22 protein-coding genes are annotated in these 24,109 nt (G+C 64.9%); 9 read left to right on the top strand and 13 right to left on the bottom strand.

Translation table 11 applies throughout. The features are described 5' to 3' along the window. Window positions 1-7 precede the first annotated feature (7 nt). The 4 genes from XH89_RS04850 to XH89_RS04835 all read right to left on the bottom strand — a co-directional run bounded on the left by XH89_RS04850 (window position 8) and on the right by XH89_RS04835 (window position 4,749). Window positions 8-268 carry a hypothetical protein gene (locus XH89_RS04850; RefSeq protein ID WP_194465982.1) on the bottom strand — a complete coding sequence of 87 codons (261 nt, stop codon included), beginning with the start codon at window positions 266-268 and terminating at the stop codon, window positions 8-10. A gap of 108 nt (window positions 269-376) precedes the next feature. Further along, window positions 377-2,287 (bottom strand): propionyl-CoA synthetase, encoded by a 1,911-nt coding sequence (locus XH89_RS04845; RefSeq protein ID WP_194465981.1) that lies wholly within the window; start codon window positions 2,285-2,287, stop codon window positions 377-379. A gap of 191 nt (window positions 2,288-2,478) precedes the next feature. Continuing rightward, window positions 2,479-3,852, bottom strand: coding sequence for a tetratricopeptide repeat protein (locus tag XH89_RS04840; RefSeq protein ID WP_194465980.1), 1,374 nt, complete (start codon window positions 3,850-3,852; stop codon window positions 2,479-2,481). Between the two features lie 132 nt (window positions 3,853-3,984). After that, window positions 3,985-4,749 carry a tetratricopeptide repeat protein gene (locus XH89_RS04835; protein ID WP_194465979.1) on the bottom strand — a complete coding sequence of 255 codons (765 nt, stop codon included), beginning with the start codon at window positions 4,747-4,749 and terminating at the stop codon, window positions 3,985-3,987. 70 nt (window positions 4,750-4,819) lie between these two features. Between XH89_RS04835 and XH89_RS04830 the strand changes: the two genes are divergently transcribed. Beyond that, on the top strand, window positions 4,820-6,397 hold the full coding sequence (locus tag XH89_RS04830) for a sodium:proton antiporter (RefSeq protein WP_194465978.1): 1,578 nt from the start codon (window positions 4,820-4,822) through the stop codon (window positions 6,395-6,397). 85 nt (window positions 6,398-6,482) lie between these two features. Beyond that, window positions 6,483-7,253 carry a hypothetical protein gene (locus XH89_RS04825; protein ID WP_194465977.1) on the top strand — a complete coding sequence of 257 codons (771 nt, stop codon included), beginning with the start codon at window positions 6,483-6,485 and terminating at the stop codon, window positions 7,251-7,253. A gap of 173 nt (window positions 7,254-7,426) precedes the next feature. On the opposite strand, the gene XH89_RS04820 is transcribed toward XH89_RS04825, so the two are convergent. From XH89_RS04820 to XH89_RS04800, 5 genes are all read right to left on the bottom strand, one after another. Then, a complete protein-coding gene (locus tag XH89_RS04820) occupies window positions 7,427-8,233 on the bottom strand; it encodes an SDR family NAD(P)-dependent oxidoreductase (RefSeq protein WP_194465976.1) in 807 nt (268 codons plus the stop codon). 12 nt (window positions 8,234-8,245) lie between these two features. Next, entirely contained in the window at window positions 8,246-8,629 is a 384-nt protein-coding gene (locus XH89_RS04815) for a DUF1850 domain-containing protein (protein WP_194465975.1), read from the bottom strand. Further along, complete coding sequence (locus XH89_RS04810; RefSeq protein ID WP_194465974.1) at window positions 8,626-10,740, bottom strand: TRAP transporter permease; 2,115 nt, start codon at window positions 10,738-10,740, stop codon at window positions 8,626-8,628. Before XH89_RS04810 ends, XH89_RS04815 begins: the two co-directional genes overlap by 4 nt. A 163-nt stretch (window positions 10,741-10,903) precedes the next feature. Beyond that, a complete protein-coding gene (locus XH89_RS04805) occupies window positions 10,904-11,851 on the bottom strand; it encodes a TAXI family TRAP transporter solute-binding subunit (RefSeq protein WP_194465973.1) in 948 nt (315 codons plus the stop codon). Window positions 11,852-12,047: 196 nt separating this feature from the next. After that, window positions 12,048-12,527: a hypothetical protein gene (locus tag XH89_RS04800; protein WP_194465972.1), complete on the bottom strand. Its 480-nt coding sequence runs from the start codon at window positions 12,525-12,527 to the stop codon at window positions 12,048-12,050. Between the two features lie 194 nt (window positions 12,528-12,721). On the opposite strand from XH89_RS04800, the gene XH89_RS04795 reads away from it, so the two are divergent. Beyond that, window positions 12,722-13,024, top strand: a complete 303-nt coding sequence (locus XH89_RS04795; protein WP_194465971.1) for a hypothetical protein — start codon at window positions 12,722-12,724, stop codon at window positions 13,022-13,024. 130 nt (window positions 13,025-13,154) lie between these two features. Here XH89_RS04795 and XH89_RS04790 read toward each other — a convergent pair whose 3' ends face one another. Together XH89_RS04790 and XH89_RS04785 are read right to left on the bottom strand one after the other, a co-directional pair. Further along, window positions 13,155-14,372 (bottom strand): hypothetical protein, encoded by a 1,218-nt coding sequence (locus tag XH89_RS04790; RefSeq protein ID WP_194465970.1) that lies wholly within the window; start codon window positions 14,370-14,372, stop codon window positions 13,155-13,157. A 53-nt stretch (window positions 14,373-14,425) separates the two neighbouring features. Then, the gene (locus tag XH89_RS04785) at window positions 14,426-15,052 is read right to left on the bottom strand and encodes a CoA pyrophosphatase (RefSeq protein ID WP_194465969.1); all 627 of its coding nucleotides are present in this window, start codon (window positions 15,050-15,052) and stop codon (window positions 14,426-14,428) included. Window positions 15,053-15,122: 70 nt separating this feature from the next. Between XH89_RS04785 and XH89_RS04780 the strand changes: the two genes are divergently transcribed. The 6 genes from XH89_RS04780 (at window position 15,123) to XH89_RS04755 (ending at window position 20,530) form a co-directional block, all read left to right on the top strand. Continuing rightward, window positions 15,123-15,548: a PaaI family thioesterase gene (locus XH89_RS04780; RefSeq protein ID WP_194465968.1), complete on the top strand. Its 426-nt coding sequence runs from the start codon at window positions 15,123-15,125 to the stop codon at window positions 15,546-15,548. 271 nt (window positions 15,549-15,819) lie between these two features. After that, window positions 15,820-16,830 carry an aldo/keto reductase gene (locus tag XH89_RS04775; protein WP_194465967.1) on the top strand — a complete coding sequence of 337 codons (1,011 nt, stop codon included), beginning with the start codon at window positions 15,820-15,822 and terminating at the stop codon, window positions 16,828-16,830. Between the two features lie 15 nt (window positions 16,831-16,845). Further along, window positions 16,846-18,159 (top strand): tetratricopeptide repeat protein, encoded by a 1,314-nt coding sequence (locus XH89_RS04770; RefSeq protein WP_194465966.1) that lies wholly within the window; start codon window positions 16,846-16,848, stop codon window positions 18,157-18,159. 32 nt (window positions 18,160-18,191) lie between these two features. Then, window positions 18,192-19,010: a CoA transferase subunit A gene (locus tag XH89_RS04765; protein WP_194465965.1), complete on the top strand. Its 819-nt coding sequence runs from the start codon at window positions 18,192-18,194 to the stop codon at window positions 19,008-19,010. Continuing rightward, window positions 19,010-19,753: a CoA transferase gene (locus tag XH89_RS04760; protein WP_194465964.1), complete on the top strand. Its 744-nt coding sequence runs from the start codon at window positions 19,010-19,012 to the stop codon at window positions 19,751-19,753. Before XH89_RS04765 ends, XH89_RS04760 begins: the two co-directional genes overlap by 1 nt. Before the next feature lie 198 nt (window positions 19,754-19,951). After that, a complete protein-coding gene (locus XH89_RS04755) occupies window positions 19,952-20,530 on the top strand; it encodes a hypothetical protein (RefSeq protein ID WP_194465963.1) in 579 nt (192 codons plus the stop codon). 6 nt (window positions 20,531-20,536) lie between these two features. On the opposite strand, the gene XH89_RS04750 is transcribed toward XH89_RS04755, so the two are convergent. Beyond that, window positions 20,537-22,096 carry an oleate hydratase gene (locus XH89_RS04750; RefSeq protein WP_194465962.1) on the bottom strand — a complete coding sequence of 520 codons (1,560 nt, stop codon included), beginning with the start codon at window positions 22,094-22,096 and terminating at the stop codon, window positions 20,537-20,539. Window positions 22,097-22,227: 131 nt separating this feature from the next. After that, a complete protein-coding gene (locus tag XH89_RS04745; protein ID WP_194465961.1) occupies window positions 22,228-24,075 on the bottom strand; it encodes a long-chain fatty acid--CoA ligase in 1,848 nt (615 codons plus the stop codon). Between the last annotated feature and the right edge of the window lie 34 nt (window positions 24,076-24,109).

The following is a 24,109-nucleotide window of genomic DNA, read 5'->3' as shown; positions in this document are numbered from 1 at the left end:
GCCGGTGTCAGGGCCGCTCGGGATGGTTCAGCATGTACTCGCCCAGATCGCGCTGGCGGCGATCAGCGCGGGCGGTGGCGGCGCTACGTTGCACGTCGCGGTCCTTGCGGCAGGCCACGTATTCCGGCGAGCCCTGCACATAGCCGCGGCTCTGGCACACCGCATCGTCGTTGTCACCGCCCATCGCGGTCGGCGTCTGGTAGCGCGCCGAGCAGGCAGAGAGAACGAGACCCGCAACAACAACGGCAAGGAACGGCTTGGCATTCATGGCAGGTCTCTCATCCTCAAGGCGAGGAGCCCGCGCAGCAGGCGAAATTCGCTCCTCAGAATGAGGGTTGAGCCGAAAAATGCGGCCTATTCAAGCCCCAACTGACCGTCACACTCTGCCCTTCAGCGCATCCCCGATCTCGTCCAGCACTTTGGGATCCTCGATCGTGGCCGGCATGGACCAGGTCTCGCCGTCTGCAATCTTCTTGATGGTGCCACGCAGGATCTTTCCGGAGCGGGTCTTGGGCAGGCGGCCGACGGTGATGGCGAGCTTGAAGGCGGCGACGGGGCCGAGCTTGTCGCGCACCAGCGCAATGATCTCCTTCTCGATCTCGGCGGGTGGCCGTTTCACGCCGGCCTTCAGCACCAGGAAGCCGCAGGGCACCTCGCCCTTGATCGCATCCTTGACACCGAGTACGGCGCATTCGGCGACATCGGGATGCGAGGCCAGGATCTCCTCCATGCCGCCGGTGGACAGGCGATGGCCGGCGACGTTGATGATGTCATCGGTGCGGCCCATGACGAAGACATAACCGTCCTCATCCTTGTAGCCGGCGTCCGATGTTTTGTAGTAGCCGGGGAATTCGCTCAAATACGCTTCGCTGAAGCGATCGTCCTGATTCCACAGCGTCGGCAGGCATCCGGGCGGCATCGGCAGCTTGATGACGATCGAGCCCATGGTGTTGGGACCGACCGGCTTGGCGGCCTCATCGACGACATCGACCTGGTAGCCCGGCATCGGCACCGTCGGAGAGCCGTGCTTGACCGGCAGCAACCCCAAGCCCACTGGATTGCCGGCAATGCACCAGCCGGTCTCGGTCTGCCACCAATGGTCGATGACCGGCACCTTCAGCTGCTGCTCCGCCCATTCCACCGTCGGCGGATCGGCGCGCTCGCCGGCGAGGAACAGCGTGCGGAATTTCGACAGGTCATATTGCCGGATGAACTTGCCTTCCGGATCCTCTTTGCGGATCGCGCGGAACGCGGTCGGGGCGGTGAACAAGGCCACGGCCTTATGCTCCGAGATCACACGCCAGAACGCGCCGGCATCGGGCGTGCCGACCGGCTTGCCCTCATACATGATCGAGGTCGCACCGTGCAGCAGCGGGCCGTAGACGATGTAGCTGTGACCGACCACCCAGCCGATGTCGGAGCCGCACCACCAGACCTCGCCCGGCTTGATGCCATAGAGGTTGAACATCGACCATTTCACGGCAACCAGGTGCCCGCCATTGTCGCGCACGACGCCCTTGGGAATGCCTGTCGTGCCCGACGTGTAGAGGATGTAGAGCGGATCGGTCGCAGCGACCGGCACACAAGCCGCCTTCTTGCCCTCGTTCATCGCCTTGCGGCGCAGGCTTGCCCAATCATAGTCGCGCTTCGGCGTGAGGTCGCAAGTCAGCTGCGGACGTTGCAGCACGATGCAGGCCTTCGGCTTCGCGGAGGCCAGTTTGATCGCCTCATCGAGCAGCGGCTTGTACTGCACGATGCGGCCCGGCTCGATGCCACAGCTCGCGGAGAGAACGAGTTTCGGCTGCGCGTCGTCGATGCGGGTGGCCAGTTCCTTCGCAGCAAAGCCGCCGAACACCACGGAATGCACCGCGCCGATGCGCGCGCAGGCGAGCATGGCGACTACGGCCTCCAGCACCATCGGCATATAGAGGATGACGCGATCGCCCTTGGCGACGCCGAAATCCTGCATGATGGCGCCGAGCGCCTGCACCTCGGCCAGCAGCTCGGCATAGGTGAATTTGGTGACCGAATTGGTCAGCGGCGAATCGTGGATCAGCGCGACCTGGTCGGCGCGGCCGCGTTCGACATGGCGGTCGAGGGCGTTGTAGCAGGTGTTGACGACACCGCCGGCGAACCAGCGGCCGTAGACGCCCTGGGCGGGGTCGAAGATCTTCTTGGGCGGCTCGATCCAGTCGATCTCCTTGGCCGCCTCGGCCCAGAACCCTTCCGGATCGGCCAGCGAGCGCGCATGGACCTCGTGGTAGAGACTCTTCTCCTGGACGTTCATTTCCGCGCTCCCATTCCCTTCGATGGCCTTGCCTTGACCTGACGGAAGGACGTCAGTCCCGCCATGACGGGGATCAAATGCCGGCCGTGTTTGAGGGGTATTTTCCCGGGAACGGGCCGCGGTTCAAGCTGAAAAGGATAAAGGATGGTGTCCTCCCCCTCTTCCCGCATGCGGGGAGAGGCGAAGAGCAACTACCCCGCCATCGCATTCAACCGCTGCAGCCGGTCCTGCATGACCTTTTTCAGGTCGTAGCCGGGGCGGCGGAAGCTGGCGTCGCGGGTCGCGAGGAAATCGTGCTGGGATCTGCGCAGATCCGCGGCCGCGCGCCGGTTCATCGATTTCAGCACGCGCTCATAAGCTTCGGCGAGCTGGCGGTCGAGCGCGCCCAATTGCGGATCGGCGCAGATCACCTTCTCGACCTCGCGCTTGGCGTAGGCACAATCGAATGACGGGCCGTTGCCGGAATTCGCAGCCAGCGGCTGTGGCGCCGCGGCGCCGAATTTCGCGATCTCCGCCAGCATGGTCCGGCGGCCGTCCGCGGCGTTGGTGTTGCCGGGATCGAGCCGCAGCGCTGTCTCGTAATCGGCCAGCGCCTTCTTGCGATCGCCCATCTTGGAGTAGAGCACGGCGCGGTTGTTGTAGGTCTTCGCGAAGTCGGGATCGAGCTTTAGCGCAGCCTCATAATCGCTGAGCGCTGCGCCGAACTCGCCCTTGAACTGGTAGGAATCGCCGCGGTTGGTGAAGAAGTTCGGCTTCGGCGCCAGCCGCAGCGCCTGGTCGTAATCGGCGATCGCCTTGTCGTACTCCTTCATCGCGGCATAAGACAGCCCGCGATTGTCGTAATATTCCGCTACCTTCGGATCGAGCCTGATCGCCTCGCTGTCGTCGGCGACCGACTTGTCGAGCTGGCCGAGCTTCTTGTAGGCGGCGCCACGATTGGTGTAGCTGCGCGCCCGGTTCGGATCGAGCAGCAAGGCCTGGCTGAGATCGGCGACCGCCTTGTCATTGTCGCCGTTCAGGTAATAGGTCGCGCCGCGATCGGACCAGGCCTGGGCGTAGTCCGGCTTCAGCTTGATCGCCTGGTCGTAATCGGCAATCGCGCGATCGAGGCGGCGCTGATTGGTATAGGCCACGCCGCGCAGCTCATAAGCTTCCGCATCCTGCGGATCGAGCTCGATCGCCTTGCTGAGATCAGAGGTGGCGCGGTTGAGATCGCCGCCTGCCTCGCGCAGCAGGTCGCCGCGCAGGCGCCAGGCGCGGGCATTCTTGCCATCGAGCGCAATGGCACGGTCGATATCCCGCAGCGCCTGCGTGAGACCGCCCGAGGTGCGCGCATTGGCATCGGCCCGAACCAGCAGCGCCGCGACGCGGTCGGCGGTTGGATTCGAGGGCTGGTCGATGATGGTGCCGCACGCGGAGATCAGTTCCGCCGGGGCGGCTTTGCTGCCGGTCGCGCAATCGACGGCGGCAGAGGCAGGCGCCGCCAGAGCGAGGCTGATCGCTGCGCCTAGCAGGAAGAGACGCAGCGAGACCTTGGATATTGGCGCGGGAGAATACGTGCGCATGCCGAAGCCCTCCGTGACATCAGGTTTTCCCATTGTCGCGGCGGGCGAAGGACGGGTTCAAAATCGGTCTGTCCACATCGTGATGGCCCGGCTCGTCCTCGCCATGACGACAGCTCGGGGCGGCGAAGAACCTCAATACCCATCCACCCCGTTCAACTTTTGCAGCCGGTCCTGCATCGCTTTCTTCAAATCATATCCCGGCTTGCCAAACCCGGCATTGCGGCGCGCTATGAAATCGTCCTGCTCGCGCTGGAGCTTCTTTGCTTCGTCCGCACTGCGCGCTTCCTGGATCACGCGCGCATTGGCGGCATAGATTTCGCGGTCGAGATCGGCGAGCTCGCGATTTCGGCAGATCGCCTTCTCGACGACGCGGCGTGCGCTGGCACAATTGAAGCTCGGCTTGCCGGCGACCGCCATCTGCGCGCCGATCCGCTCGAGCTCGCGCGCCATCGCTCTGTGATTGGCTTTCGCCTTCTCGTGGTTCGGATCGATCCGGAGGGCGGCGCCGAAATCCTGCACTGCCTTCGGCCTGTCGCCCTTCTTCAGCCAGAGCTCGCCGCGCGCATTGAAGACGTCGGCGAGCGTCGGATCGAGCAGCAGGGCGCGGCTGTCGTCGGCGATGGCGCGGTCGATCTGGTCATGCCGCGCATAGAGCGCGCCGCGCGCGACCAGCGCCTTGATCAGGTCGGGCTTTGCGGTCTTCTCGTTGTCGATGACGGCCGCGCAGGCCGGACCCGCTTTGTCCATGTCATCGGCCGTGACTGCGGCCAGGCATGTCGCGATATCGACCTGCACGACGGCGGCGGGCTCGCCACCGGTCGCAGCCTTGGCCGGGCCGGGCCAGAGTGCCGCAAGCATCAGCGCGGCTGACAATTGAATGAGTTTTTCAGAACGCATGCTCGTTGCAGTCGGAAAGCCTTGCCTAAAGGCCATACTATCCATCATACGGCCGGATTGGTGCTAGCTTGTGGCACCGCTCAATTCGGTTTCGGGGACCAATTTGTCGACATTCGAATGGACCATCGTACTTCTGCTGGGCGCCGTTGCATTATCGGCGCTGGCGCGGCGGATCAAGGTGCCCTACCCGACGTTTCTTGCCATCGGCGGCGCGTTGATCGCCTTCGTGCCAAACAGCCCGTCCTGGACGCTCGAGCCCGACCTTGCGTTGGCGCTGTTTGTCGCACCAGTCCTGCTGGACGCCGCCTTCGACACCTCGCTGCGCGATCTCCGCGACAACTGGGTTCCGGTCTCGACCCTGGTCGTGGCCGCGGTCGGCCTGACCACGGCCGGCGTCGCCTATGTCGCGCATCGGCTGATGCCTGACATGCCCTGGGCCGCGGCGGTCGCGCTCGGCGCCATCGTCGCGCCGCCGGATGCGGCAGCTGCCGTTGCGATCCTGAGTCAGGTCAAGCTGCCCTATCGCATGGTGAAGGTGCTGGAGGGCGAGAGCCTGCTCAACGATGCCAGCGCACTGCTGATCTATCGTATCGCCGTCGGCGCCGTCGTTACGGAGCATCTGAGCTGGAGCCAGGTCGCGCCGACCATGGCGCTGGCGCTGTTCGGCAGCGTCATCGCCGGTCTTGCCGCGGCGCGCCTAATCCCGCCCATCATGGGGCGCGTGACGGAAGCGCCGAGCGCGATCATCGTCCAGTTCGCCACCACCTTCATGATCTGGATCGGCGCCGAGCATCTCGGCCTGTCCGGCATCCTGACCATCGTCGTCTACGCCATCGCCATCGCCCGCACCGCGAGCGAGCGCGTGCCGGCGCGGCTGCGGGTGCCGTCCTACGCGGTGTGGGAAACCACCGTATTTGTTCTCAACGTGCTCGCCTTCATGCTGATCGGCATGCAGATGCGGCCGATCTGGACGCGGCTCGATGCCGACGTGCGCTGGGAATATTGCGTCGCGGCGGCCTGGATCCTGCTCACGGTGGTGCTTGTACGGCTGCTCTGGGTGACGTTCTACCGCACGACGTTGCGTGTGCTGGTTTCGCAGGGAATCTATCATCCGAAAGATCCTAACACCGTCGCCTCCCCCAAGGGCGGCCTCATCATCTCCTGGTGCGGCATGCGCGGCCTCGTCACGCTCGCGACCGCCTTCGCACTGCCGGAGAACTTTCCCCATCGCGACTTCATCGTCTTCATCGCCTTTGCGGTCGTGCTGGGCTCGCTGGTCATCCAGGGATTGACGCTGCGGCCGCTGATCCTTGCCTTCGGCCTCAAGGACGACGACCCTGTCGGCATCGAGGTCGCGCGCGCACGCACGATTGCCTATCGCGCCGCACTCGACGCGATCGAGGACGATCCGTCGGAGGAGGCCGAAATCCTCAGGCTCGAATATCGCGCGATCCTGATGCAGGCCGACGACGACCCGCATGGCGGCATCGCCAACGGCGAACTGCCCGCCGATCCCCTGCGCCGCCGCGCCATCGCGGCCGCGCGCAGATCGATCTTCGGTCTCCGCGCCACCGAGGTGATCGGCGACGACGCGTTTCACCGGCTGGAGGAGGAGCTGGATCGGGCGGAATTGAGCGCGGGGGGCTGACGTCGTCCCCGCACCGCGCTGTTTTGCGCGCCAGGCCGGGAGGCGGCGCATTGAACCAAACGCGCCGAGCCCAGACTCATTCCAGATGACAACCTTGATCGACGACCGTCGTGTCCGCGCGCGTGATGCGTCGCCTGCACGATATTTTTATTTCCATATGGCGCTGGCCTGTACGGCCACCGCATTTCTCGGCTTTGCACCGACCTACTTTGTGCCGCTTGCCAACCGGACGTTCTCTGCAAGCCCGGTGATCCATTTTCACGGATTGTTGTTCTTCACCTGGTCTCTGTATTTCGTGGTCCAGACCTGGCTCGCGGCCTCCGGCCGCGTGGTCAACCACCGCTCGTTCGGCATCGTCGGCGTCTCGCTTGCGACCGCAATGACGATCTTCGGCTTCCTCGCCTCGGTGCATGTGATGCAGCATTCCGCCGCGCTTGGGCAGAAGGACGCCGGCATAGCCTTCTCGATCGTGCCGATGAGCGGCATCGCGTTCTTCGCCGTGACATTTGTGCTCGCCATCATAAACACGCGTCGGCCCGACATTCACAAGCGTCTGATACTGCTCGCCGCAGTTTCGATCCTCGATGCCGCGATCGCTCGCTGGTTCCTGACGTTTCTTGCCCCTCCCGGGCCGCCCGGCCCGCCACCGGTACCGGTGACGATCGCCCCGGCGGTGGTCGCCTCGCTCCTGCTCGTCGTCGCCATGGTGCGTGACTGGCGCGTCGAGGGCCGCGTGCATCCGGTCTACATCACCGGCACGCTCGCGCTGGTGACGTTGAAGGTGCTGAACTGGCCGATCAGCGAGACGGCGGCGTGGCATTCGTTTGCCGGTGGGATATTGGCGCTGGCGCAGTAGTCACTGCCGTCGTCCCGGACAAGCGCAGCGCAGATCCGGGACCCATAACCACAGGAAGATGCGGTTACGAAGACTCGGAGTCACCTCTTGGCAAGACAACCGCTCCCTGTGGTTATGGGTCCCGGGTTCGCGCTTTGCGCGCCCCGGGACGACAGCGGCATACGGAGAGGCACCTAAGCCCCCGCCTTGCAGGTGATCCCGCCGTCGACCACGAGTTCGATCCCCGTGACATATTTCGACTCGTCCGACGCCAGAAACAGCGCGGCGTTGGCGACGTCGAAGGCATCGCCCATGTGGCCCATCGGCACCTGCGCATCGCGGGCGCGCCACATCGCCTCGACATCGCCCTTGGCATAGCTGTTGGCGAGGCCGGCGGAATGCTCGACCATCGGCGTCTTCATCAGGCCGGGCAGGATGGCGTTCACCCGCACATGATGCTTCGCGAACTCGATCGCCGTGGTCCGCGTCATCTGGTTCATCGCCGCCTTCGAGGTGCCGTAGGTGACGTAGGAGATGCCCATGTGGCGGATCGACGCGATCGAGGAGATATTGATGATCGAGCCGCCGCCCTGCTTCACCATGACGGGAATGACGTGCTTCATGGCGAAATAGGCGCTCTTGAGATTGACGCTGAAGACGCGGTCCCAGCTCTCCTCGGTGACCTCGACGACGCTGCCCATCTCGGCGATGCCGACATTATTGTCGAGCACGTCGATGCGGCCGTAGGACTTCAGGCACGCCGCGACCATCGCCTCGATCTCGGCAGGCCGCGACACATCGGCGGTGAACGCGGTGGCGGCGCCGCCTTCGCCGGTGATGATCTTCGCAGTCTCTCCGGCCGCGGCGCCGTTGCGATCGACGCAGAAGACTTGCGCGCCCTCGCGCGCGAAGGTCACCGCCGTCGCCTTGCCGTTACCCCAGCCGGGTCCGATCGAACCGGCGCCCACCACCATCGCAACCTTGCCCTTGAGCCGGTCCATCGCACGTCTCCTTTATTTCTGCTGTTCGTCGCAGATGCTCATCTTGGTCACGTTAGCACCGATGGGATGGCCGACAATCTCCGAAAGCGTCCGGCACGTCCCGTCATGGCATAGCCGCCATTCCCCCGCCGCGCCGGAATTGCCGAGCACGACCTCCGGCATCGGCGCACGCTGCGGCTGCCACTGAAACCAGCCGTCGATCAGTCGCGCCTCGGGTGGCGGCTCCATGCCGGGGCCGGTGCCCTTGACGCGGGCCTGCACCAGTTCAAGCCCCGCAGGCGTGACCCGCCAGTCCTCCTGCCATTCGACCTTCGCGATCGAATGCGTCCATGCAAGCGTGAAGGCGGTAAGCGCCAGCGCCTTGACGCCGCCGGCCGTTGCGAAGCAGAGGCTCACGCCGCCTCAACCGTTACAGGCGGACGCTGCCGCCACTGCCACATCACCAGCGCAGCCGAGAGCACGAAGCCTACGGTGTCGCTGAACGGGAAATCGCCGAGCAGGCAGAACGCGGCGCCGAGCGCGACGATGCGTTCAAGCAGCGACAGCCGCGTGAACAGGAAGCCGATCGCGACCATACCGAACAGCGCGATCGCCACCAGCGCCTTGAAGGTCGCGAGCGCCACCGCGCCGTAGAAGCCGAGCTTAGCCGCCATGGGATCGCCGGCCTGCAACATCAGCGCCGGCGAATAGACGAAGATGAACGGGATGACGTAGCCGGCAAGCGCGATGCGCATCGCCTCCCAGCCGATCTTGTCCGGATTCTCCTTGGCGATCGGCGCGGCCGCCAGCGCGGCCAGCGCCACCGGCGGCGAGAGGTCGGCCATGATGCCGTAGTAGAACGCGAACATGTGGCTCGCGATCAAGGGCACACCGAGCTTCGCCAGCGCAGGGGCAGCGAGCGCGGCCGTGATGATGTAGGTCGGAATGGTCGGGATACCGGTGCCGAGTAGGATCGACAGCAGCATGGTCATGATCAGCGCCAGGAACAGGCTTTTCTCGCCGAGCCCGATCACCCAGCTGCCAAAGATGGTGCCGACGCCGGTCTGCGACATCATGCCGATGATGACGCCGACGATGGCGCAGGCCATGCCGACGGTGATCGCAGACTTTGCGCTTTCCGCAAGCGAATCCCGGCAGGAGCGAAGTGCCGCCGTCCCGCCACGAACGAAGGCGGTGATCACGATCAGGCCAACCACGACGCTCGCAACCGGCACGATCTGGAGACCGTCGCGCGACAGCGCGGCCACGACCAGCGCAAGCCCGACCCAGAAGATCGTCCGGATCACCATGGATGACGCGCCGGCCGTGATGCTGGCGCCAAGAATGAGCGCCACCGTCAGCGCGAGACCCATGCTGCCGGCATAAAGCGGCGTGAAACCCTCGAACAGCATGTAGACAAGCGCGGCGAGCGGCAGCACGAGATACCAGCCATTGACCAGCGCCTTCCAGGCGCTGGGAGTCTCCGAGCGCTTCATGCCGGTCAGGCCGTGCTTGCCGGCCTCCAGATGCACCATCCAGAACGCCGAGGCGAAATAGAGCACCGCCGGAATCGCGGCCGCCTTGACGATCTCCGAATACTGGACGCCGAGCGTCTCGGCCATGATGAAGGCGACCGCGCCCATCACCGGCGGCATGATCTGCCCGCCCATCGAAGCCGTTGCCTCGACACCCGCGGCAAACGCGCGGCGGTAGCCGAACCTGATCATGAGCGGAATGGTGAACTGACCGACGGTGACGACGTTGGCGACGCCCGAGCCGGAGATCGTGCCCATCATGCCGGAGGCAAACACGGCAACCTTGGCAGGTCCGCCGCGGGTGCGGCCGAACAGACCGAGCGACACATCGGTGAAAAGCTGGATCATGCCGGCGCGCTCCAGGAACGAGCCGAACAGGATGAACAGGAAGATGTAGGTCGCCGAGACGTAGATCGGCACGCCGTAGAAGCCTTCCGTGCCGTAGGACAAATGCGTGACGATCTGGTCGAAATCATAGCCACGATGGTTCAACGGCGACGGCAGGTACTGGCCGAAGAACCAGTAGAGCAAGCATGCGCCGCACATCAGCGGCAGCGCTGCGCCCATCAGGCGCCGTGTGCCCTCGAAGATCAGCACTGCGAGCAGCGTGCCGACCGCGAGATCGAGCCGGGTGGGATCGCCATCGCGCGCGATCAGATCGGCATAGAAGATCCATTGATAGAGCCCGCAGAAGAAGCCGGCGCCGCCGATCAGCCAGCCGAGCGCGCGGCCGGCAGCGCTCCTGGCGGTGAAATTGGCGATCAGGCCGAAAGTGAGCAGGATCAGGAAGCCGACATGAACGCCGCGCACCACCTGGCTCGGCAGATAGTTGAAGGCCGCGACGTAGAGCTGGAAGGTCGCAAAGGCGATGCCGATCCAGTAGGCGAGATGCCCCCACCAGCCGGGACCAAAGCCTTCCGGGAAACCGTGCTCGAAATTGTCGAACTCGACCTTGATCGGCGCCGCGTCGGTGCCCTCTGTCTTTTCCAGCATTCCAACCCATCCCCAATGTTCGAGCGCATGTAGCATTGGCACGGTCCAACCGCGCCGTCATGCCCGGGCTTGTCCCGGGCATCCACGATCTTTCTCACCGAACCTTAGAACGTGGATGGCCGGGACAAGCCCGGCCATGACGCATAGCGGCGTGAGCCGACCTTTACTTGATCAGCCCTTTTTCCTTGTAATAGCGGATCGCGCCGGGGTGCAGCGGAACCGGGCTGCCATTGGCCGCCGTCTCGAGCTTGATCTCCTTGCCGGCTGCGTGCGCGTTGGCGAGCTCGGGCAGCGACTCGTAGACCAGTTTTGTCATTTGATAGGCAAGATCGTCCGACACGGCCGAGGAAGTAACGAGGTAGTTGACCACGGCCGCAGTCGGCACGTCCTTGTCCTGGCCGGTATAGGTGTTGGCCGGGATGATCGCCGAAATGAAGGGCGGGCCGATCTTGTCGACGGTCTCCTTCGGCACGGCCACCACTGTGATCGGGGCCGAGGTCGAGAGATCCTTGAGCGAGGCAACGCCAAGGCCGGCCGATTGCAGCGTCGCCCCCAACTGGCGGTTCTTCATGAGGTCGACGGATTCAGCGAACGGCAGATATTCGACCTTGCCGAGATCCTTGTAGGTCATGCCGGCTGCGGTGAGGATCGCGCGCGAATTCAGCTCGGTGCCCGACTTCGGCGCGCCGACCGAGAGGCTCTTGCCCTTGAGGTCAGCCAGCGTCTTGATTCCGCTCTCGGCGGTCGCGACGATCTGGATGTAATTCGGATAGATCGCGCCGATGGTCCTGAGCTTGTCGAGCTTGGTCTTGAAGCCGGCTTCCTCGTCGCCATCCCAGGCGGCCTTCAGGGAGTCGCCCAGCGTAAACGCCAGCTCGCCGCGGCCCTGCTGCAGCAGAATGAGATTTTCGACCGACGCCTTGGTGGCCTGCACCTGCGTCTTCACGTTCGGAATCTTGTCGCCGTAAATCTTCCCGATCGCGACCCCGAGTGGATAATAGACGCCGGAGGTGCCGCCGGTCAGTACGTTGATGAAGGATTGCGCATGCGCGCAAGGCGCTGAGGCCGCCAGAGCAAGAGCCGCGGCCGCGCCGAAAATCGTCCGTTTCATGGTTGTTATTCTCCCCAAACCGGCGGCGAAATTGGCCGGATGAGGGAGGCGGGTCAACCCATCCAAAAGACAAAACAGGGCTGCGGTAAACGGCCGTTTTGCCTTCATTTTCAGGGAACTCGCCGAGTGCGACGACGTGGCGCAGCCGTCGCCGGCATGCGCCTCGTCCCGCTAGAAGGCCTTCAGCGGCACGCCCTTACTGGAAAGTCATGTCCAGGCACTTGGAGATGTCGGAGCCGAGGCCGGAAGAGATGGTGATGCAGCCGCGGATCTTCTGCGCTGTCATGTCAGCTGCCCAGATCGAGTAACCGCCCGGGCCGAAGAACGAGTTGGTGTTCGGCGGCTCGGTCTCGGTCGCGTCGAAATCATAGTGACCGTCGGTCTCGAAGATGCGCGGCCTCTTGGTGCAGCCGCCGTCGGTCTGGACGTTGATGACTTCCTTGTTGTCGCGAGTCAGCGCCAGCGAGACCTGGCAGCGGAAATACTCGGAGGTCTTGGTGTTGAAGAGATAGGTGTAAGACTTGCAGGTCGCGGTATTGAGCTTGCCCGGGGCAAGGCCGCGGCTGCACGAAATCCGCTGGTTGTGGCTGAGCTGGAAGTCATCGGCCCGGGCGGCCGGCGCCAGCGCTGTCAGCGACACCGCAGCAATTCCGCAAAATTTAATGACAAGGCGCATTCGAATCATCCCCACCCATATCTTTGTCGTGTTGCGTTCTAGACTGAAAGCGGAACATAGTCGCGAGGGGACGAAGGGAAAATCACAAACTGCTGGGCAAGACGTGATGCGCTGCGGCGTCATCGCAGATTGACCCGGGCGCATCGTTCGTGATTTGTTCAAACGGGCACCCCGACAATGGGGAGGATGGATGAATGGCATTTTCAATCAAGACATTTGCAATTGCGGCTGCGCTCGGCGCACTCACCGCGCCCGCATGCGCGCAAACCGCGGCAACGCCGTGGGAGCTCAAGCCGGACACCGGCTATGCCTATGACAAGGAAGGCAAGACCTTCTCTTACAAGATGGGCACCAGCAACGCCGGCGAACTGCTGAAAGGCGCCAAGAAGGTGCCCAAGGGCACGCTGTTCTTCATCGGCCAGAATGGCCAGCTCTACATGCGCAGTGGGCAATATCTCGAAGGCGACGGCCGGTTCAAGTTTGGCCCGGATCAGTAGGGCAGGCTTTCTCCGCAAACGAAGGTGCCGTAGGGTGGGCAAAGGCGCGAAGCGCCGTGCCCACGATCTGTCGCATCGTAAGCGAGAAATGGTGGGCACGCTTTCGCTTTGCCCACCCTACGGCAGCTCGTCAGAACGCCGCCGCCAACTCCCTCGCGCCGGGCTTGCTGCTGTTCGAGTCCATCCGATCATCCGTCACCGCCAGCAGCTTCGCCACCGTGTTGTGACGGATCGCGACCGGGTTGCGCTCGTAGCCGCTGCGCTGGAAGAAGTTCGAGGTCGGCACCTGCTCGCGCATCGCCTGCGGCATCGTCACCATGTCGAGGCCGGTGCCGTCGCCGGTGAGATTCATCATCTCGAGCTCGGCCGCGGTGAGCGGGCGGGTGTAGCCCTTGGCGCGGGCGAACAGCACCGAGGTCAAGAGCTTGTGGGTTTGCAGCATCGGCCCGATGTCGACATCGAGCACCATCGCGTGCATGGCCCAGCCCTGCGCACTGTCGCCGATCTTCTCGTGCTCCGACCAGGTGTCGGGCACCGACTTCGCATGGGCCACCATTTTCTTCAGCACGGCAAGCTTGTGCTCGAGCGACTGGCGCGCCGGCCCCGAGGTGCGAGCCACCTTGTCGGACAGCGAGCGTATGAACTCGTGGCCCTGCTCGGCCAGCAGCTCGACGCTGTTGGTGGTGAGCAGCTGGTTGTAGCCCATCGCGGTCGAGATCGCGCGCTTGCCGCCATGCTCGATGCCCGCCTGAACGTCGTAATTGCCGGTGCCGCCGGTCTCGAACGAATAGACGCGCACCGCCTGCTCGCGTGTGAGTCCGGAGGCAAGCGCATAGCGCGCATAGGCGCGCTTGAATTCGACCTCGCTCGTCGGGCGCTGCGGCGTGAATTGGTAGAGATCCTGCGCGGCGCGCAGGAGATCGGAGGCCGTCGGCAATGGCTTGCGGGGCGGACGCTCCGGTGTTTCCTCCGGCTCCGGGTTCACCGGCCGCTTCGGCCCGGTATAAACCGGCGGCTGCTCCAGCACGTAATCGTCGAGCGTGATCTGCTGCCCGCTGCGCCGCTTGGCATTGCGGCCTTTCCGCTTCTCCGTAACCTGGCTCCAATAGGCGCCGGCCTCCTGGTCGAAGGCGCCGCGGATTTCCAGATATTCTTTCAGCTTGCGCCGATATTCGAGCACCGCCGGCGATGCGCCCCCGCCTTGCGCAAAGAACTGCGACAAGAACTGGGCGTTGGCATTGCTGACGACTGGCGGCAGCGTATCGGACTCGCCGCCACGCGCAGCGGAGACGAGCAGGGCGAGCGCGAGTGGAACCAGCGCCAGATGTGTTCGAATCGAGTGATGCATGCCGCCCTCTTAGCAGGCATCCGGTAACCGTCACGTTAACGCGCCGTTTACCATCATTTCCAGGCAAAAACCGGCTGTTCCAGGTCCGTTACGCGGGTCTGCCGGCCCGCGAGGACCTCGCGGAACTGGTAAATCAGTGCCGCGGTCGGTGCGTGGATCAGGCTCATCTGGTGATGGAAGCGGATCACGCGGCGGCTGCTTTCGGGGATCGCGGTGAAGTCGAAGGCGTCGTCACGCTCGATCGTGTCGAGCGCGATGCGGTGAACGGAGGCGACCTCATCCGGGTTCGGCGTGATCACAGCACCGTTCGCGGCCCAGACCACGACCGGCGTGATCAGATAGCCGGAGCGCGTCGGATAATCATCCAGCAGGCCGAGCACGGAGTCGGCCGGCAGCCTGAGCGCAAGCTCTTCGTCGAGCTCGCGCAACGCCGCCTCAACCGGCGTCTCGCCGGTATCGCAGCGGCCACCCGGCAATGCCCATTGACCACGATGCGAGCGCAAGCTCGCCGCGCGCCTCGTCAGCAGAAACGCCGTGTCGTCGCGATCATGGGATGCGGTCAGCGCCAGCACCACCGCGGCACGCTTCAGCGCCGACGGCTCGGCCGCATCAGGCAGCCGCGCGAATGAAGCGCAGGCCTCTGCGATATTCCGTCTGGTGGCATCGCCGAAAGGTCTCATGATGCTTGACTACACCATGACCGCATCTGATGAAACGAGGAGAGATCGCGTTGCAAGGATGGACCGAGCGATGACCAGCAAGACCGCCGCAAAGCTCAAATCGGACGGCTGGACCATCCTGGAGACGACAGGTTTCATGCACCTGGTCGGCCCGTTGTGGGAGCGCAAGGTCGGCGGCCAGTACGAATTCGCACTCGCGACCGAGGACAAGCATCACAACCGCCGCGGCATGGTCCAGGGCGGCGTGATGATGACCTTCGCCGACCGCACCTGCGGCATGACCGCCCGCTACGTCTCGGGCAAGGAATATATGGCGACGGTCCAGCTCGACACCCATTTCGTCGAGGCCGGCCAGATCGGCGACATCCTGATCTCCCGCCCTCGCGTGGTGCGCTCGACGCGCAGCCTGATCTTCATGAGCACCGAAGTGACTGTGGATGATCGCTGCATCGTGATGGCCAATGGCGTGTTCAAGATCTTGAAGGGGCCGGGGTAGGTCGGTTGTCAGGCTGCGACCGCCGCGCGCCACACACTCAGTCGTCGTCCCGGCGAAGGCCGGCCCCATAGCCACAGGGAGTAGTTGTGACACAGGGCTGGTAACTCCGAGTCTTCGCAAAACTATTGCTGCGGCGTATGGGTCCCGGATCTGCGCTTCGCTTGTCCGGGAGGACGAGTGGAAGCAGCATTGCTGGATTGCTTCGCTGCGCTCGCAATGACGGGGGCGGACGGTTATGGTGCTCTACAACGAAGCTCCGAGGAAACAGCCCATGCAATACCGCCAACTCGGCCGCAGCGGCCTAAAAGTGTCGCCGATTTGTCTGGGCACCATGATGTTCGGCGGCCCGACGGATGAGGCGGCATCAAGGCGGATCATCGCGAAGGCACATGATGCCGGCATCAACTTCATCGACACGGCTGACGCCTATTCGAAAGGCGGCTCCGAAGAGGTCGTCGGACGCGCGATCGCGAGCAATCGTCACGCCTGGGTGCTTGCGACAAAGCTCGCCAACCCCATGGGCGACGACCCCAATCGCGTCGGGCTGTCGCGTCGGTGGGTGCTGCAGGCGGCCGACGAGAGCTTGACGCGGCTCGGCACCGATCACATCGACATCTATTATCTGCACAAGGAAGACCATGCGACGCCGCTGGAGGAGACGGTGCGCGCGATGGGTGATCTGATCCGCGTCGGCAAGATCCGCTATTTCGGCGTCTCCAACTACCGCGCCTGGCGCGTCGCCGAGATCTGCAACATCTGCGACCGGTTCGGCATCGACCGTCCCGTGGCGAGCCAGCCCTATTACAATGCGATGAACCGCATGCCCGAGGTCGAGCATTTTCCGGCCTGCTCCTATTACGGCCTCGGCGTCGTGCCCTACAGCCCGCTGGCGCGCGGCGTGCTCACCGGCAAGTACAAGCCCGATGCGGCCCCGGACAAGGAGACGCGCGCCGGCCGCAACGACGTCAGGATGATGCAAACCGAGTGGCGGCCGGAGTCCTTGCAGCTCGCGCAGGAGATCAAGGCTCACGCCGAGAAGAACGGCATCACCGCCGGCCAGTTCGCGGTGGCCTGGGTGCTCAACTCAGCCTTCGTCTCCTCGATCGTCGCGGGCCCGCGCACCGAAGAGCAATGGGACGGCTATGTCAGCGCGCTCAACTACCGTTTCACTGCGGAGGATGAGGCGCTGATCGACCGCTTGGTCGTGCCGGGTCATCCCTCGACGCCTGGCTACAACGACCCGGCTTACCCGATCGAAGGACGTCGCGCGCGGACAGCGTGAGAGCGGGAGAAAACGATGGCGCTTGAAGACCGCTACGGCCTGCCGCTCTCCACCACCTCCGATCAGGCGGCATCCGCCTATCGGGAAGGCATCGACCTGATGCTCGCGGGGTGGACCGGCACGGCAGAGACGCTGGAACGCGCGATCGCAGCCGATCCGGATTTCGCGCTAGCCCACATCGCCCGCGCCCGCGTGCATGCGTTCTACCAGCAGGGCGATCTTGCACGGAGCAAGGCGGCCCTGGCGCGCGAGCTCGTCGCAAGGCGCGGCACCGAACGCGAGCGTTCGCATGTCGAGACGCTGGCGCTTGCGATCGAGGGCCGCGGGCCCGAGGCGGTCGCTGCGATGCTCAGGCATATCGACGCGTGGCCGCGCGACGCTGTGGTGCTGTCACTGCCGCTCGGCGCATTCGGCCTGTTCGCCTTCTCCGGCATGGCCGATCACGACCGCGCCCGGCATGAGCTCTGCGAGCGCGTTGGGCATCATTATGGCGAGGACTGGTGGTTTCTCACCATGTCCGGCTGGGCAATGACGGAGAATGGCGACGTTGCGCACGGCCGGAAAGTCACCGAACGCGGCTTCGATCTGCGCCGGGCCAACGCCCATGCCGCGCACGCCGTGCTGCATGCGATGTTCGAGGATGGCTCGATCGAGGACGCCGACCGTCTCGTCGAGGAATGGATTCCGACCTATGACCGCGCGGGCATCCTGCACGGCCATATCCTCTGGCACCAGGCACTCGGCGCGCTCGAGCACGGCGATGCTGCACGGGCGCTCGCAATCTATGCCGACGTGCTGCAGCCCTCCGCGACCCAGGCGCCGCCGCTCAACGTCATCACTGACAGCGCGTCGCTGCTCTGGCGCCTGTCGGCCTATGGTCATGCGGTGCCGAAGGCGCTCTGGGTCGAGGCCGACGCCACCGCGCAAAAGCTCTTCCCGAAATCGAGCCTGCCCTTCGCCGACGTCCACATGGCGCTGTTCGCAGCCGCGACGCAGAATCGCGAGGCGCTGGCCACGCGGCTTGCGGCCATCGAGCAGCGCCTCGCCGAAGGCAAGCTGCCGGCCGGTGCCGTGGTGCCGGCGATCTGCCGCGCGCTGGCGGCGTTTGCGGATGAGGATTACGCGGCTTGCGCGCGAACGCTCGCGCCCGTCCTTGCCGATGTCGTGCGCATCGGCGGCAGCCACGCCCAGCGCGAGCTGATCGAGGACACGTTCCTCCTCGCGCTGATCCGCAGCGGCGAGCTGCCGCGCGCCCGCAAACTGCTCGACGCCCGCCTCCACCGCCGCCCCTCCCTGCGCGATACGCGCTGGCAGGCGGCGATGGCTTGAGGCAGGATGGAGAAAACATACCGGAGGACGCCATGACCGAGATCGTTGCGCTGGAGGCGCTGGCTGCGCGCGTTGCCCCTGGCCAATCGCTGGCCGTTCCGGTCGATCGCTCCGGCGTCGCGATGGCCGCGACCGCTGCCATCCTCGAAGCCGGGATCGACAATCTTCACCTGATCTGCGTCCCCATCAGCGGCTTGCAGGCCGATCTCCTGATCGGCGCCGGCGCGGTCAAGACACTCGAGACCAGCGCCATCTCGCTCGGCGAAGCCGGCGGCGCGCCGCGTTTCGGTGCTGCGGTGCGGGCGGGCTCGGTGACCTTGCGCGATGCCACCTGCCCCGCGATTCACGCCGGCCTGATGGCAGCGCAGCACGGCGTGCCCTTCATGCCGATCGCCGGCATCATCGGCAGCGACCTGCTCAATGTGCGCCCCGACTGGAAGGTGATCGACAGTCCGGTGGGCGAGGCGCGCAAGGTCGTCGTGGTGCCCGCCATCACGCCCAACATTGCGCTGTTCCACGCGCCGGAGGCCGATCGCGCCGGAAACGTGCGAATCGGCCGCTTCCGCGAGCTCGCCACCCTGGCCTATGCGGCCAGGAAGACGTTGGTCACAGTCGAACGCATCGTCGACCGTAATCTGCTGGAGACGGAGGATTCCGCCGCCGGCGTACTGCCCTCGCTCTATGTCGACGCCATCGCGGTCGCCGAGCGCGGGGCCTGGCCACTGGCCCTGTGGGACGAATATCCGGCCGACGAGGCCGAGATCGCGCGTTATGCGGCGATGGCGCGCAGCGAGGATGGCTTTCGCGCCTATCTCTCCACCTTCCTGACGCATCGCAAGCAGGTGGCCTGATGTCGTCCGATCACGAGCGGCGCGAAATCCTCATCGCGACCATCGCCGATCTGCTCGAGGGCATCCGTCACGTCGCGGTCGGCGCCTCGTCACCGATCCCAGCGGCCGGCGCCATGCTGCTGCGCGCCCGCAACGAGCGCGACGGCAAGCCGCCTGTACGCATCTCGATCCTGGGATCGCAGGCGCACAACTTCTTCACCAATGGCGGAATCGAGCTGTTCGACTGCGCCGCGCAGGGCCGCGTCGATGCCTTCTTCCTCGGCGGCGGCCAGATCGACGGGCAGGGCAACATCAACCTGGTCGGTACCGGCGACTATCCAAAGACCGACGTGCGCTGGCCCGGCTCGTTCGGCTCGGCCTATCTTTATCATCTCATTCCGCGCGTCATCCTGTTTCGCGAAGAGCATTCGCCGCGCGTATTCGTGCCCAAGGTCGATTTCGTCAGCGCCCGCGCCATCACGCCGGAGGTGCCGCGCCGTGGCGGCCCCTATGCGCTCCTGACCAACATGGCGCTGTTCGACTTCGACCGCGAGGCCGGCGGCTTTTCACTTCGCTCCGTGCACCCGCCCTTCACGCCAGGCGACATCAGGGAGAACACGGGCTTCACCTATCAGGAGCCTGAAATTATCCGCGAGACGCCGCGGCCCGATGCCGCGACGCTGGCGCTGCTGCGTGGCCGGGTTTTCGACGAACTGGCAGAGACTTATCCGGCCTTTGCGCGGACCATGAAGCAGGCGGCGTGAGGCCTCTGCCACGAAAAAAACATCCGCCTGACGGCAAGTGCCCGCCGGGACGGATCGGGGCGAATCGCCGATGGGTGTGGCACGGTGGTATTCCAGGCGGGTGTGGCCAGACGAACGGGATCGCAACCAATTTGCGATTCGGTAGTTGGTGGGCGGAGCTCCTGCCCTTTCGTGGCCCCCTGGCACATGAGCCTGACGATGCGCCTTCGCCGACCGGTCCTGGCTGCGATCCTCGTCTCTCTCGCAAGCCCTTGTTTTGCCGAGTCTTCCACCACGATCCCGGTCAACAATCCGCCGGCCCAGCAGCATTCCTTCATCGACCTGCTGTCGCTGATGTCCGGCCACTGCAAGACGCTGAAGGTCGCGGGACGCACCTTTGCCTGCAAGACGGTGGCTTACGCCCATGGCGACAAGGGCCGGGTCAATTTCGCCGTCGCCGTCGACGACCCCAGCGACGAGAACCACGTCATCTCGTTCTCCGGCGAGAACGGCAAGCGGGCCGACGACAATTCCTACGAGCTGCCGATCGACCGCATGCTGCTCAACTCCAAGGACCGGCCCAAGGTCGACGGCCTTCCAGTACCGGCGGAGCAGACCTCCACAGGCGTGTGCCGCCAGACCGGCAATTTCGCCGCCAAGAAGGTGAAGGACGTCACCTGCTTGGCGACCGACAACGAGGGCCGGACGTACGAACTTCTGTTCGTCTCCGACGGCACGCCGGTGAGCGTGCGCCGCATCAGGCAATCGTCGCCCTCGATCCAGGATCCGTTCAAGTAAGCGCAATCACACGAACGCCTTCTCCAGCGTCGCGAAGATCACGGCAAGGGACTTGTCGTGGCGGGTCACGGCCGGCATCGGGCGGTCGATCTTCATCAGTTGATAGACCGCCGTCTGCGCCGCGCGGACCGAATATTCGACGGTGAAGACGACGTCGTCGGGAATCTCGACGAACTGGCTGACGAAAGCGAGGTTCACCGAATTCGCCGGCACCGGCAACGGCCGGTCCGTGATGCTGCGTGGCATGAACATGCTGGTGATGTAGGGCATGCGGCAAGGAATGCAGACCGCATCCTCGAACACGGCGCGATCGAAATTCAGATGGCCGCAGAGTTCCCTCAGGATCTCGGCGCCGCCGCAATCCGACATCGGCTTGGCGACGAAATTGCCGACGCGGTCCGGATGCAGCGCGTAGCCCCAGAACACCTGGACGTTGTTCGGCTGGCCGGCGAAATGCGGCTGGTGATAGAGCACGACCGACATCAGCCAGTTGGAATCCTTGAACGTCACGAGCCCGCCGGTGCCGGCCTTGTTGCCGGAGAACGCCTCCATCTGATTGAAGAAGCGCGGATCGCGGCAGGTCACGGTGAAGGACAGCCAATAGGATTCGGGGATTGAGCTATTGAACGCCGACGGATTGCCGAATTCGGGACGTCCCCTGGCGATCGTCTCCCAGAGCGCCCAGCCCTGGCTGTCCGCCTTGGTCAGGTGCGGCGCAGGCTCGGTCATCGTGCCCAGGCTGGAGGCATCCGTCATCGAGCCGTTCTGGAAGAACACGACGTCGCCGTCCTCGAGGCGGACGTTGGCGGTGCGGCCATCGCGGTCGAGCACGAGCTGGCGCACCCGCAGCTTCTCGGCCTCTTGCTCGAATGCCATGTCGGTGACGCGCGTTCCCCGCACGAACTGCACGCCCTGCCGCTTCAGCCAGTCCTCGAGCGGCCGCACGATCGCGTCATACTGATTGTAGACGGTGCGCTTGACACCGCCGAGCGTCTCGATGCGCGGAAACTCGTTCATGAAGCGATGCAGATAGCGCTTCAGCTCGACCGCGCTGTGCCAGGGCTGGAAGGCAAAGGTGGTCTGCCACATGTACCAGAAATTGGACTCGAAGAATCCAGGCGACAGCCAGTCAGTGATGCGGCTGGCGCCCAGCGTCTCCTCCGAGGCCTCAGTGAGCCGCAACAGCTCGAGCCGGTCACGGGCGGAGAAGCCCATGTGCGAGACGTCGAGCTTGAAACGGTTGCGGTCGACCAGGCGCGCCTGCGAATGTGCCGGGTTCTCCAGATTGAAGGCGACGGTCTCCTCGCGCACGCTGAGCCCGGGATGCTCGAGCGAGGGGATGCTCGACAGCAGGTCCCAGGTGCATTCGTAATGGTCGGTGGTGAGCATGCGCCCGCCGCGCAGTGAATAGGCGCCATTCGCGAGCAACGCGCCATCGAGGCTGCCGCCGAGCAGCGGCTGCGCCTCGTAGATCATGATGTCGCGCCCCGAAAGCTTCGCGTCACGAATGAGAAACGCCGCGCCCGCGAGCGATCCGATGCCACCGCCGATGAAATATGCCTTCATGCCTCGCCTCGATTGCAGTCCAGTTTTCGGCACGACATTGCATCGGTGGGCGGCGGCCGAAGTTGCGCTGGATCAAGCGCGGCCCGCTGCAGCATCACGTTGATTTGAGGCCGAATTTTCGGGAGATTCCGCTATTGGCCACGCGACTCGTGCGTCGCTGGAGGCTTCTTCGCGTAGATCTGCTCGATCTCGGCGGCGAAGCGCCGTTCGAGCGCCGGACGCTTGTTCTTCAACGTCGGCGTCAGCAGCCCCGCGCCAATGGTCCAGGGATCCAGCGTCCACCATACCGCGCGCGGCGTCGCGTAGGACGGATAGGCCTTCACGGCCGCAGCGATTCTTGCGAGCAGGGCGGCGCGCTCGGCCGCACCGCCTTGCTGGCCGCTGGCCGCGAGCCGCTCCTTCTCCTGGACCCAGGCTTTGGTGTCTAGCACGACCAGCGCCGCGAGGAAGGGGCGCTGCTCGCCGACCACCAGCGCCTGCTCGAACAGGGGATCGGCCAGGATCGCGGTCTCCAGATCCACCGGCGCGATCTTCTCGCCCGTCGAGGTGACCAGGATGTCCTTGAGGCGTCCGGTGATGGTGATGCGGCCATTCTCGATGCGCGCCTGATCGCCGGTGTGCAGCCAGCCGTCAGCCTCCTTCACGCGCCGCGTCTCTTCGGGCTTGTTCCAGTAACCCAGCATGACGCTTGGCCCGCGGACGAGTAGCTCATCGTTTTCGCCCAGCCTGACCTCGACACCGTCAAGGACATGACCGACCGAACGCGGATCGTTGTCCTCGATGGTGTTGACGGAGACCACGGGCGAAGTCTCCGTCATGCCGTAGCCCTGGAGGATGTCGAGCCCGAGCGCGAGAAACAGGCGGATCACCGGCTCTGCGATCGGGGCGCCGCCGGAGACGGCGACCCGCAGGCGTCCGCCAAGCTGAGCCAGCACCTTGTCGGCGACGAGGCGCTTGAGCAGCGGCCAGACAAGACGATCGAGCAACGACGGCTCACCGCGCCTCTGCCGCGCATCGAAACGCCTATTACCAACGGCGAGCGTGAGGTCGAGCAGCGCGCGCTCGACGCCTCCGGCCGCGGCGCGGTGCTGCACGATCAGCGCCGAGATGCGCTCATAGATCCGCGGCACCGAAACGAGCACCGTCGGCCGGATATGCTTCAAATCCTCCGACAGCAGCGGCACCGAGCGCGCATAGGCCACGCAGGCGCCAGCCGCGATCGGATAGTAGTAGCCGCCGGTGCGCTCGAACGTGTGCGAGAGCGGCAGAAAGGACAGAAAGACGTCATCCGGCGCGGCCGCGATGCGCTGCGCGATCGCCTTCACGTTGGCGACAACGTTGGCATGCGACAGCATCACGCCCTTCGGCCGCCCCGTCGTTCCGGAGGTGTAGACGATGGCGGCGAGATCGTCCGGTTTCACCGCGACGTCCGCCATCGGCGTGGTCGCACCTGGCGCGGCGGCGAGCCAGCGATCGAGCGCCACGACACGCGAATCCGCTGCCGCTGATCCGCTCGTATCCGCGCAGATGATGCGCCTGAGACGGTCGAATGGCTCGCCGGTCGCAATGATCGCCTGCCAACGCTCCAGTGTGTCGACGAACAGGAATTGGGCGCCGGAATCGGCGAGGATGTAGGCGATGCTGTCGGGGTTGTCGATCGCATGCATCGGCACCGGCACGAGGCCTCGCGACAACGCCGCCTGGTCCATCGCGACATGCGCCGTGCCGTTCGGCATCAGGATCGCGACGCGCTCGCCGGGCGCGAGGCCTTCGGCGGCGAGCGCCCGGCGCCAGATCTCGATTTCGGCGTTGATCTCCTGCCAGGACTGGCTGATCCAGCGTCCCGTCGACGCGTCGAAATGCCGATAGGCTTCCGCTGCCGGTGTCGCGCCGACACGCCAGCGCAGCAGCTCCGGCAGCGTCATCACGTCGGCGAGCGTGCCGGGCTTGCCTTGCGCCTGTGGGATCTGATCTGCCATGACGGAATTCCCCGGAATCCACCGGATCGCAAAC

The organism is Bradyrhizobium sp. CCBAU 53340 (assembly GCF_015291645.1).
Taxonomy (GTDB): Bacteria; Pseudomonadota; Alphaproteobacteria; order Rhizobiales; family Xanthobacteraceae; genus Bradyrhizobium.
Note: the sequence above shows the minus strand (reverse complement) of the source record. Positions and strands in the feature narration are given on the sequence as shown.

Bases quoted from the DNA above. Each gene is read 5' to 3' on its own strand.
- XH89_RS04850 (WP_194465982.1), bottom strand. From the start codon at position 268: ATGAATGCCAAGCCGTTCCTTGCCGTTGTTGTTGCGGGTCTCGTTCTC.
- XH89_RS04845 (WP_194465981.1), bottom strand. From the start codon at position 2,287: ATGAACGTCCAGGAGAAGAGTCTCTACCACGAGGTCCATGCGCGCTCG.
- XH89_RS04840 (WP_194465980.1), bottom strand. From the start codon at position 3,852: ATGCGCACGTATTCTCCCGCGCCAATATCCAAGGTCTCGCTGCGTCTC.
- XH89_RS04835 (WP_194465979.1), bottom strand. From the start codon at position 4,749: ATGCGTTCTGAAAAACTCATTCAATTGTCAGCCGCGCTGATGCTTGCG.
- XH89_RS04825 (WP_194465977.1), top strand. From the start codon at position 6,483: ATGACAACCTTGATCGACGACCGTCGTGTCCGCGCGCGTGATGCGTCG.
- XH89_RS04820 (WP_194465976.1), bottom strand. From the start codon at position 8,233: ATGGACCGGCTCAAGGGCAAGGTTGCGATGGTGGTGGGCGCCGGTTCG.
- XH89_RS04810 (WP_194465974.1), bottom strand. From the start codon at position 10,740: ATGCTGGAAAAGACAGAGGGCACCGACGCGGCGCCGATCAAGGTCGAG.
- XH89_RS04805 (WP_194465973.1), bottom strand. From the start codon at position 11,851: ATGAAACGGACGATTTTCGGCGCGGCCGCGGCTCTTGCTCTGGCGGCC.
- XH89_RS04800 (WP_194465972.1), bottom strand. From the start codon at position 12,527: ATGCGCCTTGTCATTAAATTTTGCGGAATTGCTGCGGTGTCGCTGACA.
- XH89_RS04795 (WP_194465971.1), top strand. From the start codon at position 12,722: ATGGCATTTTCAATCAAGACATTTGCAATTGCGGCTGCGCTCGGCGCA.
- XH89_RS04790 (WP_194465970.1), bottom strand. From the start codon at position 14,372: ATGCATCACTCGATTCGAACACATCTGGCGCTGGTTCCACTCGCGCTC.
- XH89_RS04785 (WP_194465969.1), bottom strand. From the start codon at position 15,052: ATGAGACCTTTCGGCGATGCCACCAGACGGAATATCGCAGAGGCCTGC.
- XH89_RS04780 (WP_194465968.1), top strand. From the start codon at position 15,123: ATGACCAGCAAGACCGCCGCAAAGCTCAAATCGGACGGCTGGACCATC.
- XH89_RS04775 (WP_194465967.1), top strand. From the start codon at position 15,820: ATGCAATACCGCCAACTCGGCCGCAGCGGCCTAAAAGTGTCGCCGATT.
- XH89_RS04770 (WP_194465966.1), top strand. From the start codon at position 16,846: ATGGCGCTTGAAGACCGCTACGGCCTGCCGCTCTCCACCACCTCCGAT.
- XH89_RS04765 (WP_194465965.1), top strand. From the start codon at position 18,192: ATGACCGAGATCGTTGCGCTGGAGGCGCTGGCTGCGCGCGTTGCCCCT.
- XH89_RS04760 (WP_194465964.1), top strand. From the start codon at position 19,010: ATGTCGTCCGATCACGAGCGGCGCGAAATCCTCATCGCGACCATCGCC.
- XH89_RS04755 (WP_194465963.1), top strand. From the start codon at position 19,952: ATGCGCCTTCGCCGACCGGTCCTGGCTGCGATCCTCGTCTCTCTCGCA.
- XH89_RS04750 (WP_194465962.1), bottom strand. From the start codon at position 22,096: ATGAAGGCATATTTCATCGGCGGTGGCATCGGATCGCTCGCGGGCGCG.
- XH89_RS04745 (WP_194465961.1), bottom strand. From the start codon at position 24,075: ATGGCAGATCAGATCCCACAGGCGCAAGGCAAGCCCGGCACGCTCGCC.